The organism is Burkholderia sp. Ap-955, from assembly GCF_011753045.1.
GTDB classification, from domain to species: domain Bacteria; phylum Pseudomonadota; class Gammaproteobacteria; order Burkholderiales; family Burkholderiaceae; genus Burkholderia; species Burkholderia lata_D.
Window position 1 is genome coordinate 13,422 of the sequence record NZ_VWWH01000019.1, and the last position, 14,388, is coordinate 27,809.

At 65.2% G+C, this 14,388-nt stretch carries 12 protein-coding genes; 1 reads left to right on the plus strand and 11 read right to left on the minus strand.

The genetic code is table 11. The annotated features are described in order from the left end of the window. Positions 1-284: 284 nt before the first annotated feature. The 9 genes from F3J15_RS13535 to F3J15_RS13575 all read right to left on the minus strand — a co-directional run bounded on the left by F3J15_RS13535 (position 285) and on the right by F3J15_RS13575 (position 11,389). Positions 285-1,415, minus strand: coding sequence for an SLC13 family permease (locus F3J15_RS13535; protein ID WP_166891624.1), 1,131 nt, complete (start codon positions 1,413-1,415; stop codon positions 285-287). A 10-nt stretch (positions 1,416-1,425) separates the two neighbouring features. Then, entirely contained in the window at positions 1,426-2,319 is an 894-nt protein-coding gene (locus F3J15_RS13540; protein ID WP_069249192.1) for a ParB/RepB/Spo0J family partition protein, read from the minus strand. Positions 2,320-2,350: 31 nt separating this feature from the next. After that, on the minus strand, positions 2,351-3,130 hold the full coding sequence (locus tag F3J15_RS13545; RefSeq protein WP_069246770.1) for an AAA family ATPase: 780 nt from the start codon (positions 3,128-3,130) through the stop codon (positions 2,351-2,353). 56 nt (positions 3,131-3,186) lie between these two features. After that, the gene (rsmG, locus tag F3J15_RS13550) at positions 3,187-3,873 is read right to left on the minus strand and encodes a 16S rRNA (guanine(527)-N(7))-methyltransferase RsmG (protein WP_166891626.1); all 687 of its coding nucleotides are present in this window, start codon (positions 3,871-3,873) and stop codon (positions 3,187-3,189) included. After that, entirely contained in the window at positions 3,870-5,840 is a 1,971-nt protein-coding gene (gene mnmG, locus F3J15_RS13555; protein ID WP_166891628.1) for a tRNA uridine-5-carboxymethylaminomethyl(34) synthesis enzyme MnmG, read from the minus strand. The genes rsmG and mnmG overlap by 4 nt, the downstream gene beginning before the upstream one ends. A 592-nt stretch (positions 5,841-6,432) precedes the next feature. After that, complete coding sequence (locus F3J15_RS13560; protein WP_069246767.1) at positions 6,433-7,188, minus strand: ABC transporter ATP-binding protein; 756 nt, start codon at positions 7,186-7,188, stop codon at positions 6,433-6,435. Beyond that, positions 7,188-8,972 carry a branched-chain amino acid ABC transporter ATP-binding protein/permease gene (locus F3J15_RS13565; RefSeq protein WP_166891630.1) on the minus strand — a complete coding sequence of 595 codons (1,785 nt, stop codon included), beginning with the start codon at positions 8,970-8,972 and terminating at the stop codon, positions 7,188-7,190. The genes F3J15_RS13560 and F3J15_RS13565 overlap by 1 nt, the downstream gene beginning before the upstream one ends. Positions 8,973-8,976: 4 nt before the next feature. Next, entirely contained in the window at positions 8,977-10,032 is a 1,056-nt protein-coding gene (locus F3J15_RS13570; RefSeq protein WP_166891633.1) for a branched-chain amino acid ABC transporter permease, read from the minus strand. Positions 10,033-10,231: 199 nt separating this feature from the next. Next, entirely contained in the window at positions 10,232-11,389 is a 1,158-nt protein-coding gene (locus F3J15_RS13575; protein ID WP_166891636.1) for an ABC transporter substrate-binding protein, read from the minus strand. A 336-nt stretch (positions 11,390-11,725) separates the two neighbouring features. Here F3J15_RS13575 and F3J15_RS13580 point away from each other — a divergent pair, with 336 nt between their 5' ends. Next, on the plus strand, positions 11,726-12,016 hold the full coding sequence (locus F3J15_RS13580) for a hypothetical protein (RefSeq protein ID WP_166891617.1): 291 nt from the start codon (positions 11,726-11,728) through the stop codon (positions 12,014-12,016). Positions 12,017-12,523: 507 nt separating this feature from the next. Here the strand turns inward: F3J15_RS13580 and F3J15_RS13585 are convergent. Together F3J15_RS13585 and F3J15_RS13590 are read right to left on the minus strand one after the other, a co-directional pair. Further along, positions 12,524-13,498, minus strand: coding sequence for a branched-chain amino acid ABC transporter permease (locus F3J15_RS13585; protein WP_039351467.1), 975 nt, complete (start codon positions 13,496-13,498; stop codon positions 12,524-12,526). Next, on the minus strand, positions 13,498-14,382 hold the full coding sequence (locus F3J15_RS13590; RefSeq protein WP_069246763.1) for a branched-chain amino acid ABC transporter permease: 885 nt from the start codon (positions 14,380-14,382) through the stop codon (positions 13,498-13,500). The genes F3J15_RS13585 and F3J15_RS13590 overlap by 1 nt, the downstream gene beginning before the upstream one ends. Between the last annotated feature and the right edge of the window lie 6 nt (positions 14,383-14,388).

Genomic DNA, 14,388 nt, shown 5'->3' on the forward strand with positions numbered 1-14,388 from the left:
GCGGGGCGGCACGATCACCACCCAGGATCCATGCTGTGACGCGGCCCCGGGCTCGAGCCCAGCACCCAACCCCAAGCAGGCGAAACACTGTGGTCACCCGACCGCGCCGGATGCATGAAATCCGGACCGACGCCGATGCAGCGAATTATCCAATCAGTTGTCATGCCACCACAGTCGATCGACTGTGGATTGCGGCACTTATCAACAGCCCCGCACCAGCGCGAATGCTGTGCGCCCTCCCCGCCACCCGAATGGCACGCCTGTGCCACACGCATCCGCATCGTTCAGCCGTGAACGAGCAGCCACGCGCCGAGTGCCGCGCTGGCGAGCGCGAACGGAATCGAAACCAGGTGGAACGGCAGCCACATGCGCGGCTCCTTCGCGAGACGCACCGCGATCAGGTTCGCCAGCGAGCCGATCGCGAAACCGAATCCGCCGACCGATACGCCGAACGCGAGCGCACGCCAGTCATGCGTGAACTCCGACAGCAGGATCGCGGCCGGCACGTTGCTGATGCCCTGCGACAGCACCGCACCGGCCGCAAAGATGCGCAGCGGTGAATCGAGATTCGCGTGCGCAATCGCGTCATGGACGACGGGCAGCACAGCCGCGCTGCGCAGCACGACGAACATCAGCACGAAGATCAGCAGCAGCAGCCAGTCGATCTTCAGGACTGCGTGACGTTTGACGACGAGCAGCACGATCGCGACGGCAAGCAGGCCCGGCAGCGGATGGTGCGCATCGGCGAGCAGCACGAAGGCCGCGAACAGCACCGCCGCGATCAGCGCGTGCATGCGTTGTACGGGAATGGCGACGACGTCGCCGGACAGGTCGAGCGGTTTCGCGCGAAACGCGCACGCGGTCAGCACGAGCAGCAGCGCCATCAGCGCGATCGCGAGCGGCCCGAGCGTGACCACGAAACGGCCGAACGACACGCCGCTCAATTGCCACAGGAAAAGATTCTGGGGATTGCCGAGCGGCGTCGCGACGGACCCCGCGTTGACGGCCAGCGCGACGACGATCACGAGCCGCCGGAACGGCAGTGGCGTCAGCGCACGCAGCGACACCATCAGCGGCACGACGACGAACAGCGCGACATCGTTGGTGAGCCACATCGACAGCAGCGCGGCGAACCCAACGAGCAGCATCGCGAGCCCGCGTTCGGAGTGCACGTGATGCACGATGCGGTGTGCGAGCCACATCAGGCAGCCGGACAACTCGAGCGCCTTGGTCAGCATCAGCAGGCCCGCGAGCGTCGCGACCGTCTGCCAATCGACACGATCGGCCAATACGGAAAATGGTTGCGGACGCACCCATTGCAGCACAATCAGCCCAAGCACAAGCACCGATAGCACGGGCTCCTGCGCAAGCCACCCCAACCACCGGCGCGGCGCCGGTGCGCCCGTCTCCGCCATGCGCCGCCCTTTACTCTTCGGTTGCGACGTTGCCGCGCAGTCGCACGAGAATGCCTTCGAGTGCGTCGAGGTTGCCGAAGTCGATCGTCACCTGCCCTCGCCCGCGGCGGCCGAGCTTGATCTTCACCGTCGACGCGAGCAGGTCGGACAACTCCTCCTCGAGACGGCGCGTATCGCGACCGCCATCGTCCTTCGCACGCGCCTTCACGGCCGGCACTTCCTTCGTCGTGTGCGCGACGAGCTTCTCGGTCTCACGCACCGACATGCGCTTGTTGACGACCTGATGGGCAAGCGTGATCTGCGTGGCCGCATCGACGGCGAGCAGCGCGCGCGCATGCCCCATGTCGAGATCACCGGCCAGCAGCATCGTCTGTACCGGCGAAGCCAGGTTCAGCAGACGCAGCAGGTTCGATACCGCGCTGCGCGAACGGCCGACCGATTCGGCCGCCTGTTCGTGCGTGAAACCGAACTCGTCGAGCAGGCGCTGGATACCGTGCGCTTCTTCAAGCGGGTTCAGATCCTCGCGCTGGATGTTCTCGATCAGCGCCATCGCCGCGGCGGCCTGATCCGATACGTCCTTCACGAGCACCGGCACTTCATCGAGGCCCGCCAGGCGCGCCGCGCGGAAACGGCGCTCGCCGGCGATGATCTCGTATTTGTCTGATGAAATGGGCCGTACCAGGATCGGCTGCATCACGCCCTGTGCGCGAATGCTTGCCGCGAGCTCCTGCAGGCTGCCTTCGTCCATCCGCGTGCGCGGCTGGTACTTGCCGGCCTGCAGCTTGCCGAGCGCGAGCGTGTTCGGTGCCCCTTCGATCTTCACCGCTTCGGTGATATCGGCACTGCCGCCGAGCAGCGCTTCGAGGCCACGTCCCAAGCCCTTCTTCTTTGGTACCGCGTTCATGTCTTTCTTCCTCGCTTCGCTCATGTCCGTATCACGACACCTCGAACGCACGCACGCGCTCGATCATCTCGGCACCGAACTGGATATACGCCTGCGCGCCGCGCGAGCTGCGATCGAACACGACGCCCGGCAACCCGTAACTCGGCGCTTCCGCCAAACGCACGTTGCGCGGAATCACCGCGTCGAACACCTTGTCGCCGAAGTGCGCTTTCAGTTGATCGGAGACTTGCTGCTGCAGCGTGATGCGCGGATCGAACATCACGCGCAGCAAGCCGATGATCTTCAGGTCGCGATTCATGTTCGCGTGAACCTGCTTGATCGTGTTGACGAGGTCCGACAACCCCTCCAGTGCGAAGTACTCGCACTGCATCGGAATCACGACGCCGTGCGCCGCGCATAGCCCGTTCAGCGTCAGCAGCGACAGCGTCGGCGGACAGTCGATCAGCACGAAGTCGTAGTCGTCGGACACGCGCTCGAGCGCAGCCTTCAGTCGGCGCTCGCGGTTGTCGATGCTGATCAGTTCGATCTCGGCACCGGACAGCTCGCGATTCGCGGGCAGCACGTCGTAAGTGACACCGTCGGGACGGATGCGCGCGTCGGTCACCGACACGCCGTCGACCAGCACCTCGTACACGGTCGCTTCGCAAGCAGCCTTGTCGATCCCGCTGCCCATCGTCGCGTTACCCTGCGGGTCGAGATCGATCAGCAGGACTCGTTGCTCCTGCGCTGCAAGGCTTGCGGCGAGATTGACCGATGTCGTCGTCTTGCCGACGCCCCCCTTCTGGTTCGCAACGCAGAAGATCTTTGCCATCGTTGGTGTGTTCCCTTTACCTTCAAACAAACGGCGCGCTACTGCGCGCCTGCCCTTCAATTCGCCTCGTCGACGGCCACTTCGATCAGATGCCGTTCGGCATCGAGCATCGGCACCGCCAGCCGTATCGTCTGCTTCACGCGGCTGCCTTCCGGCAATCGCGCAATCTCGTCGTCCGGATGGACGCCCTTCATCGCCCAGATCGATCCGCCGGGCGCGACCAGATGTCGAGCAAGTTTAACGAAGTCGGATAGATCCGCGAAAGCGCGGGATACGATCATGTCGAATTTTTCCGGCACTTCGACACCCGGTTGCAGCGATTCGACCCGACCGGTGACCACCGACAGGTTCGCGAGCTTCAGCTCCGCACGCATCTGAGTCTGGAATGCAGACTTCTTCTGCACGATATCGTTCAGCGTGATCTGCCAGTCCGGCTCGACGATTGCCAGCACGATACCGGGCAACCCGCCGCCCGAGCCCACGTCGAGCACGCGGGCTGATGCACGGCCACGCAGATGTGTGACGATGGAGAGCGAATCGAGGATGTGCTGGATCAGCACCTGCTTCGGGTCGCGGATCGCGGTCAGGTTGTAGACCGCGTTCCACTTGCCGAGCAGCGCGACATAGTCGAGCAGCTGGTCGCGTTGTGCATCCGTCAGGGTGAGTTCGAGCGCCGTCGTGCCTTCGACGAGCATCTGTTCCAGTACGTCCCGATTAACCGCCGGCGCGCGACGCGCCGTCATTGTTGCGTCGGGACGGCGCCGTCCCCCTGCTCCGTTGCCTCTGCGGCAGTGCCATTACGGCGACCCAGGCCGCGGCGCTTCAGGTGCACCATCAGCAGCGAGATCGCTGCCGGCGTGACACCCGAGATGCGCGACGCCTGCCCGATCGTCTCCGGCCGGAACTCGTTGAGCTTCTGGCTCACCTCGAACGACAGGCCGCGGACTTCGCGGTAATCGATACTGTCCGGCAGGCGCGTGTTCTCGTTCGCGTCGTTGCGTTCGATCTCGGAGGCCTGGCGCTCGATATAGCCCTGATACTTGATGCCGATCTCGACCTGCTCCTTGATCTGCTCGAGCATCACCGGATCGTCGGCCAGCGGCTCTGCGGGGCCGCACTCGCCGCCCTTCAGTCCACACACGCCGTCGTAGCTGATACCCGGGCGGCGCAGCAGCTCGGCGAGGCTGTATTCGTGATCGATCGCCTTGCCGAGGAGCGCGGTCGCCTCTTCCGCCGGCAACGTCTTCGGCGTGACCCACGTCGACTTCAGGCGTTCGGTTTCACGTGAAACAGCGTCGCGCTTCCGGCTGAATGCGTCCCAGCGCGCGTCGTCGACGAGCCCCAGTTCGCGGCCAATCTCGGTCAGGCGCATGTCGGCATTGTCTTCACGCAGGCTGAGGCGATACTCGGCGCGGCTCGTGAACATCCGGTACGGCTCGGCCACGCCACGCGTCACGAGATCGTCGACCAGCACGCCAAGGTAGGCCTGGTCACGGCGCGGGCACCACGCATCTTTCTCCTGCACGTAGCGGCCCGCATTGAGGCCGGCCAGCAGACCCTGCGCGGCCGCTTCTTCATAGCCGGTTGTCCCGTTGATCTGGCCCGCAAAGAACAGCCCGTTGATCGCCTTCGTCTCGAGCGACGCCTTCAGCGCACGCGGATCGAAGTAGTCGTACTCGATCGCGTAGCCGGGGCGCAAGATGTGCGCGTTCTCGAGGCCGCGCATCGAGTGCACGAGCTCGAGCTGGACGTCGAACGGCAGGCTCGTCGAGATCCCGTTCGGGTAGAACTCGTTGGTCGTCAGCCCTTCCGGTTCCAGGAAGATCTGGTGCGATTCCTTCGATGCGAACCGGTGAATCTTGTCCTCGATCGACGGGCAATAGCGCGGCCCGACGCCCTCGATCACGCCTGTATACATAGGCGAACGGTCGAGACCGCCACGAATGATGTCGTGCGTGCGCTCGTTCGTGTGCGTGACCCAGCACGGCAGCTGCTGCGGATGCTGCTCCGCACGGCCCAGGAACGAGAAGACCGGGATCGGATCGAGATCGCCCGGCTGTTCGGTCAGCTGCGAGAAATCGATCGAGCGGCCGTCGATACGCGGCGGCGTACCGGTCTTCAGGCGGCCCTGCGGCAGCTTCAGCTCCTTCAGGCGCGACGACAGCGACACGGCCGCCGGATCGCCCGCGCGACCGCCCGTGTAGTTGTTCAGGCCGACGTGGATCTTGCCGTCGAGGAACGTACCGGCGGTCAGCACGACCGCACGTGCGCGGAAGCGGATGCCGATTTGCGTGACGGCACCCACCACACGATCGCCTTCGACCATCAGGTCGTCGACGGCCTGCTGGAACAGCCAGAGGTTCGGCTGGTTCTCGAGCCGGTGGCGGATCGCGGCCTTGTACAGGATGCGGTCGGCCTGCGCACGCGTCGCGCGCACGGCGGGACCCTTCGACGAATTGAGGATCCGGAACTGGATACCGCTCTCGTCCGTTGCGGCCGCCATTGCGCCGCCCAGCGCATCGACTTCCTTGACCAGATGGCCCTTGCCAATGCCGCCGATCGACGGATTGCAGCTCATCTGCCCAAGCGTTTCGATGTTGTGGGTCAGCAGCAGTGTCTTTGCGCCCATGCGGGCGGACGCCAGCGCGGCTTCGGTGCCGGCATGACCGCCACCGACGACGATGACGTCAAATTCTGTGGGAAAAAGCATGGTGGATTCCGCACGCAGGGCTGCGTACGAACCTATCAGAGAAATGTATGGGGCGAATTATAGCGGGTTCGCTTTTCACCCGAATGCCGTCCGAATGGTAGGGTCTGTGCATTTCGACGATTTTTCGACGTTGGACCGATGAATCTGTGGTTCGGCGCCGACGCCTGCGAAGCTTCCGGCCCGCCCGCCGCACATCGTTGCGCCTGTGCAGAGATCCATCTGTCGGGAAATTTCACGTGGAACATATAACGCGTTCGAGGCCTGCGTCCCGCCCAACACTCAGACGAAACACCCTGTGCCCCTCTTCCTCACAGAATTTCCGTCGGTCCGCTCGACACTTATCCCCCTGTGACGCCGCACCTGGTCGGCTTGCGGAACGACCGACCGACTCCGAACGACAAACCGGATCGCCATCTGCACTGTGGTGGATACCTCGACCCGCCGCCACTGCACAGATCGTTTGATTGTTCCTCCGGTACTTATCCCCTGGTTGTTAACCGCCGACGCTTTGGAGTCAGATCTCGACCCCAAAACAAAAACGGCGTGTTTCACGTGAAACACGCCGCCCGTTCCCCGCCAACCGTGCCACCGATCAAGCCGTTTTCTTAGCCAACCCGAGGTACGTTTCGATCACACGCGGATTCTGTGCGAGGTCGGCTGCCGGCCCTTCCAGCGCAAACTCGCCAGTCTCCAGCACGTAGCCGTAGTCGGAGATCTGCAGCGCCGCCCGTGCGTTCTGCTCGATCAGCAGCGTCGCCACGCCCGTACCGCGCAACGCACTGATGATATGAAAGATCTCCTTCACGATCAGGGGCGCCAGCCCGAGGCTCGGCTCGTCGAGCATCAGCAGGTCTGGCTTGCCCATCAACGCGCGGCCAACCGCGAGCATCTGCCGCTCGCCACCGGACAGCGTGCCGGCCGCCTGCTTGCGGCGCTCCTTCAAACGCGGAAACAGCGCGAACACGTGATCGAGCTGGTCGAGGAAGTTCGCTTCACCGGCCAGCTTGCGCCGATACGCGCCCAGCACGAGGTTGTCCTCAACCGTCATCGTGCTGAACAGCTCACGCTTTTCCGGCACGAGGCACATCCCGCGTGCGACGCGCTGCTCGACCGGCAATGCACCGACATCGTGACCGCGATACACGACCGCGCCCGACGCATGCCCGGTCACCGGCAGCGCGCCCATGATCGCGTTCAGCAGCGTCGACTTGCCGGCTCCGTTCGGCCCGATCACGCTGACAATCTGCCCTGCACCGACCTTGATCGCCGCGCCGTGCAGCGCCTCCACCTTCCCGTACCGGACCGCCAGCCCGCGCACGTCGAGAATCGGCATCGTCGTGTCCGTCATCACTCCACCCCGCCCAGATACGCTTCGAGCACCGCCGGATCCTGCTGCACGTCCTGCGGCAGCCCTTCCGCGATCCGCGTGCCGAATTCCATCACCACCAGCCGGTCGGTGAGATTCATCACGAAATCCATGTCGTGCTCCACGAGCAACACGCTCATGCCTTCCGCCTTCAGCCGCCGCAGCAGGTCGGCGAGTTGCTGCTTCTCCTGGTAACGCAGCCCGGCGGCCGGCTCGTCGAGCAGCAGCAGCGTCGGGTCGCAGCACAGCGCCCGCGCGATTTCGAGAATCCGCTGCTGGCCCAGCGCGAGGCTGCCCGCTTCGTCGTACATGTGCTTTTCGAGTCCGACGCGGCGGATCTGCTGTGCGGCCTCGGCCAGCAGTTGCGCTTCCTCGTGGGCATTGAGCCGCGCGACGCTGCGCCACACGCCCGTACGGCCGCGCAGGTGCGCACCGATCGCGACGTTCTCGAGCACCGTCATCGCCGGCAACAGCTTCACGTGCTGGAACGTCCGGCCGATGCCGCGGCGGACGATCTGGCGCGATGTGAGCCCGTCGATGCGCTCGCCGCGGAACGTGATCGTGCCGCCCGTCGGCTTCAGCACGCCCGTCACGAGGTTGAACGTGGTCGACTTGCCGGCGCCGTTCGGGCCGATCAGCCCGATGATCTGCCCCGCTTTCACGTCGAAGCTGACGTCGTTGACCGCCACGAGCCCGCCGAACTGCTTGCGCGCGTTGTCGACGACGAGCAGCGGTTCGCCGGCCGTCGGCTTCGGGCGTTGCGGCAACGGATCGGCGTGCTCGGGCACATGGGCACGCGGCCCGCGCGGGAACAGCCTGGCGACGAACGGCCACACACCCTGGCGCGCGTACTGCAGCAGCAGCACCATCAGCACGCCGAACACGATGATCTCGAAGTTGCCTTCCGAACCGAGCAGCTTCGGCAGCAGCGTCTGCAGGTAGTCCTGCAGCACGGTGAGGATCGCCGCGCCGAGCACGGCGCCCCACACGTGCGACACGCCGCCCACCACGGCCATGAACAGGAACTCGATCCCGTGGTTCAGCCCGAACGGTGTCGGGTTCACCGCACGCTGCAGGTGCGCGTAAAGGAAGCCCGAGATGGCCGCGAGCACGGCTGCATAGACGAAGATCACGACGCGCATCCAAGCCGTGTTCACGCCCATCGCCTCGGCCATCACGCCGCCGCCGCGCAGCGCGCGGATCGCGCGGCCCGGGCGGCTGTTCAGCAGGTTCTGAACCGACACGATCGCGGCCAGCACGACGGCCCAGATCAGGAAGTACAGGCTGCGGCCGCTCCCGAGTTCGATACCGAACAGGTTCAGTGCCGGAATCCCGTTGATCCCGTCGTACTTGCCGAGCAGCTCGAGGTTGCCGAACAGGTAGAACAGCGCGAGGCCCCACGCGATCGTGCCGAGCGGCAGGAAGTGGCCGGACAGCCGCATCGTGACCGCGCCGAGCACGAGCGCGACGAGCGCCGTCAGCACGACGCCGACGATCAGCGCGAACCACGGTGACACGCCGTAGCGCGTCGTCAGGAGCGCGGTCGCATAGGCGCCGATGCCGACGAACGCGGCCTGCCCGAAGCTCGTCATTCCGCCGACGCCCGTGAGCAGCACGAGCCCGATCGCGACGATCGCGTAGAGGCCAATGTAGTTCAGCAGCGTGATCCAGTATTCAGGCACCTGCAGCGCGCCGGGCAGCACCGGCAGCGCGAACAGCACCACGAGAAACACCCAGAAGGTCTTGTTGCGTACCATCGTCTTCATCGTGTCACTCCTCTTCCTCTTCCGTGTGCGGCGTGGCGAAGCTCCGCCACAGCAGCACCGGAATGATCAGCGTGAACACGATCACCTCCTTGTAGGCGCTCGCCCAGAACGACGAATACGATTCGAGCACGCCGACGAGCAGCGAGCCGGCGGCCGCGAGCGGATAGCTGACGAGCCCGCCGATGATCGCGCCAACGAACCCCTTCAGGCCAATCAGGAAGCCCGAGTCGTAGTAGATCGTCGTCAGCGGGCCGACGAGAATCCCGGACAGCACGCCGAGCCCCGCCGCGAACGTGAACGCGAGCCGCCCGGCCTCGGTCGTGCCGATGCCGACGAGCCGCGCGCCGAGCCGGTTCACCGACGTCGCGCGCAGCGCCTTGCCGGCGATCGTGCGGCCGAAGTACACGTACAGCGCGCCGATCAGCACGAGCGCCGTCACGACGACCAGGATGCTCTGCACCGACACGGTCATGCTGCCGATCGACAGCGACGCGTCCGAGAAGCCGTTGGTGCGCGAGCCTTCCGCGCCGAACATCACGAGCCCGAGGCCGACCATCGCGAAGTGGACGGCGACCGACACGATCAGCAGCAGCAGCGTCGTGCCTTCCGCGATCGGCTGGTAGACGAGCCGGTAGACGAACGGCCCCATCGGCACGACGATCGCGAGCGTCAGTGCGATCTGCGCAAGCATCGGCAGCGGCTGCGCGGCAAAGCTGCGCGTGATCGCGAACACCGCGAGCGGCAGCAGGACGTAGCGGCTGCCGAGTGTCGCGAGCGTGCGGCCGAGCTGATGGCGCCGTTCGCGATGCCGGATCAGGCCGCCGACTTCGAGCAGGAAGCACGCGATGCCCATCACGAACAGCAGCCAGCAGGTGGCGGGAAATTTCTGCGCCTGCAACGCGGCAAGCGTCAGCGCACCGTAGGCGACGAATTCGCCCTGGGGAATGAAGATCACCCGCGTGACGGAAAACACCAGCACGAGCGCCAGCGACAGCAATGCATATATGGCGCCGGTCGTGATGCCGTCTTGCGCGAGGATCGCTGCAATCGAGAGATCCATACGTTTCGTGTATCGAGAATGCTGCGGAGAAACGAACGACGGGACGGCCGGGGCGCGGACGGCAAGGTCGACGCATCGGGCGCCATGCAGGCGGCCCCGGCGGTTCCAGACGGCACGGTCGCGGGGCCGTCAGGCCCGCCGCCCTGCCGACGGCATGCACGGCGCCAATCGCACCGCGCATGCCGGTTTCACGTGATGCTTACTCGGCCTGCAGCTTCCACTTGCCGTCGACGATCTGCACCATCACGCGCGCACGCGTGTCGAAGCCGTTGTGGTCGGTCGGCGTCATGTTGATCACGCCGTGCGACACGGGCAGGTCCTTCACGTTCTCGATCGACGCGCGCAGCGCCTCGCGGAACGCCTCGGTGCCCGGCAGGCCCTTCTTCAGTGCTTCCGGAATCGCACGCTGCAGCAACAGCCCCGCGTCCCACGCATGGCCGCCGAACGTCGCCAGCGAGCCCGCGCCGTATGCCTTCTCGTAAGCGGCCTTGTAGCCGAGCGCCGGCTTCTTCACCGGGTTCGAATCGGGCAGCTGGTCGGTCACGAGCACGGGGCCGGCCGGCAGGATCTCGCCTTCGCAATCCTTGCCGCACACGCGCAGGAAGTCGTTGTTCGCGACGCCGTGCGTCTGGTACACCTTGCCCTTGTAGCCGCGCTCCTTCAGCGTCTTCGCCGGCAGCGCCGCCGGCGTGCCCGAGCCGGCGATCAGCACCGCATCCGGATTCGAGCCCATCAGCTTCAGCACCTGCCCCATCACCGATGCGTCGGTGCGGTTGTAGCGCTCGTTCGACACCACCTTCAGGCCGTTCTTCGCGGCCGCCGCGTCGAACGTCTTGTACCAGCTGTCGCCGTACGCATCGGCGAAGCCGATGAAGCCGACCGTCTTCACGCCGTGCTTCGCCATGTAGCCGGCGATCGCATCGGCCATCAGCTGGTCGTTCTGCGGCACCTTGAACATCCATGCGCGTTTCGCGTCCATCGGGGAGATGATCTGGGCGCTCGCCGCGAGCGAGATCGTCGGCGTCTTGCCCTGCGACACGGGGTCGAGCATCGCGAGCGAATTCGGGGTGACGGACGAGCCGATGATCGCGTCGACGTGATCTTCATCGATCAGCTTGCGCACGTTCTGCACCGCGCGGCTCGTGTCGGATGCGTCGTCGAGCACGATGTACTGCACGCTCTTGCCGGCGATTTCCTTCGGCAGCAGCGCGATCGTGTTCTTTTCCGGAATCCCGAGCGACGCGGCCGGCCCGGTGGCCGACAGCGTCACGCCGATCTTCACCTGCGCCGACGCCGTTGCCGCCGCACACACGAGGCCCGCGGCGAGCACGGCCTCCATCCATCGATTCATCTTCATTTACGTTGTCTCCAAACGCTGCTCGAAAAAGCCACGGGACGCTCGGACGGCTCCCGGTTCCCCAAACAAGTTAATAATTTAACTATCTCGCCTTGCCACGCCTACGCTCGTTTTCCCGTGAAACGCCGCACCCGCAACGACACCCGGACGGCACCGCGCGCGGACGCACCGGCCCGCGGTCGAAACGGTCGTTCGACCGTCACGATGCGCAACAGCGGTGTCGTCTGGATGAAGAAAGCGGAGAAAGGCGGAATCGTGCGGGCAATCGATGCATGCGCAACGATCAAGGAAAGGCATGTCGATCCGGCCTGATGCGGCCAGGCCCGCGAGCGGCGCATGATCGGGAAGCCGGTTGCTCATGCGAATGCGGACGCGGACGCGAATATCGATACGGATGCGCACGCAACGACCGGCGATGACGCCGGAACGCGCCTACAGGCCGTAGAACGGCTCGGGAAGGCCGCGGTGACAGCAGCCCAACCCCACGACGAACGAACGGCACCCGCCGCCCTTCCTGCCCCGATCCATCGTCCTGCGCTGCTCATCCAACCGTACTCCCTCTTCTGCATTCTGCTTGTAGGAGAACTGCCGACCGATTTTCCCGACCGCTCGGTCGGCGAAAGCTGAGTGTAACGGACGCGTTTTGCGCACGCCAACCGGGTTAGCCCGAACGGCCAGCGTACGGCTGAGCATCGGCTGCGAACGAATCGTGGGAAAGCGGAAAACCGGAAAACGGAGGGACGCGGCGGAGCGCGGAAGAAGCGCGGTGCGAACGCAAGCGCGGAATACGGCCACTGCGCAGGCCGATGCACCAACAGCGGAAATCCGTGCACGCAAATGAAAAAGCGCTGTTGGATTCCGTCCAACAGCGCTTTGGGGTCCGGGCACTTTGTGCCTCGATTGTCTCCTCGTTCTCCACCTGCAAATTCGTTTCGCGGTGCATCAGAACTAGGACGAAGATTAAAGGACCTTTCACGGTGCGACAACTTAGCATTTACCCCTATGGTGCATCGCCGCACGAAAATGGGGCACCAGCTTGCCGCACGGCGCCGGCCCGAGCCCGTTGCGACGCCCTTCCGGAGCATGCCGGATGGTGCTTCGCATCAACCGCCCGGTGACGCCTACCGCACGCATTCAGGACGCCCTGAGCGGCTTGATCCGCGCGACCATTTCACCGACGATGCCGCGCCGGAATGCAAGCACGCATGCGATGAAAATCAGCCCGGTGACGATCGTCGCCGATTCGCCGAGCGAATGGAACCACGCGACGCCCGTCGTCGACGCGAGCCATTCGCCGATGTCGCCGAGCCGGTCTTCCAGTGCGACGATCAGCGCCGCGCCCAGCAGCGGCCCGAACAGCGTGCCCATCCCGCCGACGAGCGTCATCAGCACGACGAGGCCCGACATCGTCCAGTACGCGTCCGACAGCGTCTCGAAGCCGAGCACGAGCACCTTCAGCGAGCCGGCCAGCCCCGCGATGCCCGCCGACAGGATGAACGCGAGCAACTTGAAGCGGTCGGTGTCGTAGCCGAGCGAGATCGCGCGCGCCTCGTTCTCCTTGATCGCGACGAGCACCTGGCCGAACGGCGAATGCACGACTCGCACGATGAACGCACACGCGGCGACCACCACCGCGAGCACGACGTAGTACAGCGCGACGTCGTTCGACAGGTCGAGCAGCCCGAACAGGTGGCCGCGCGGCACGCCCTGCAGCCCGTCCTCGCCGTGCGTGAACGGCGCCTGCAGGTAGATGAAGTAGACCATCTGCGCGAACGCGAGCGTGATCATCGCGAAGTAGATGCCCTGCCGCCGGATCGCGAACAGCCCGACGACGAGCCCGAGCAGCGTCGCGGCAACGGTGCCGACCAGCACGCCGAGCTCCGGCGTGAAACCGAGCGTCTGCATCGAATAACCGGTCGCATAGCCGGCGGTCGCGAGGAACATCGCATGGCCGAACGACAGCAGCCCCGTATAGCCGATCAGCAGGTTGAACGCGGCCGCGAACAGCGCGAACGTGAGCACCTTCATCACGAACACCGGATACGCGCCGATGAACGGCGCGGCGAGCAGTGCGGCGAGCAGCACGCCGTAGAGCACTTTTCTCTGCATCATTTTTCCTTGCCGAAGAGCCCCGCCGGGCGGAACAGCAGCACGATCGCCATGATCACGAACACGACCGTGGCCGACGCTTCGGGGTAGAACACGCGCGTGAAGCCCTCGATCACGCCGAGCAGCAGGCCCGTGACGATCGAGCCGAGAATCGAGCCCATCCCGCCGATCACGACCACCGCGAACACGGTGATGATCATCGGCTGGCCCATCAGCGGCGACACCTGGATCACCGGCGCGGCCAGCACGCCCGCGAACGCGGCGAGCGCGACGCCGAAGCCGTAGGTGAGCGTGATCATCATCGGCACGTTCACGCCGAATGCCTCGACGAGCTTCGGGTTCTCGGTGCCCGCGCGCAGGTACGCGCCCAAGCGCGTCTTCTCGATCACGAACCATGTCGCGAGACACACCGCGAGCGACGCGACGACGACCCACGCGCGGTAGTTCGGCAGGAACATGAAGCCGAGGTTGGTGGCGCCGGACAGCTGCGACGGCACGTCATACGGCTGGCCGGACGAACCGTAGATCGACCGGAACACGCCTTCGACGACCAGCGTGAGCCCGAACGTGAGCAGCAACCCGTACAGGTGATCGAGCTTGTACAGCCAGCGCAGCATCGAGCGTTCGATCAGGATCCCGAACGCGCCGACCACCAGCGGCGCGATCACGAGCATCGCCCAGTACGGCAACGCGAAATACGACAGGCCCATCCACGCGAGCATCGCGCCCAGCATGAACAGCGCGCCGTGCGCGAAGTTGATCACGTTGAGCAGCCCGAAGATCACCGCGAGCCCGAGGCTCAGGATCGCGTAGAACGAGCCGTTGACGAGCCCGAGCAGCAACTGGCTCAGCATCGCCGGCAACGGAATGCCAAAGATTTCCATCGACTT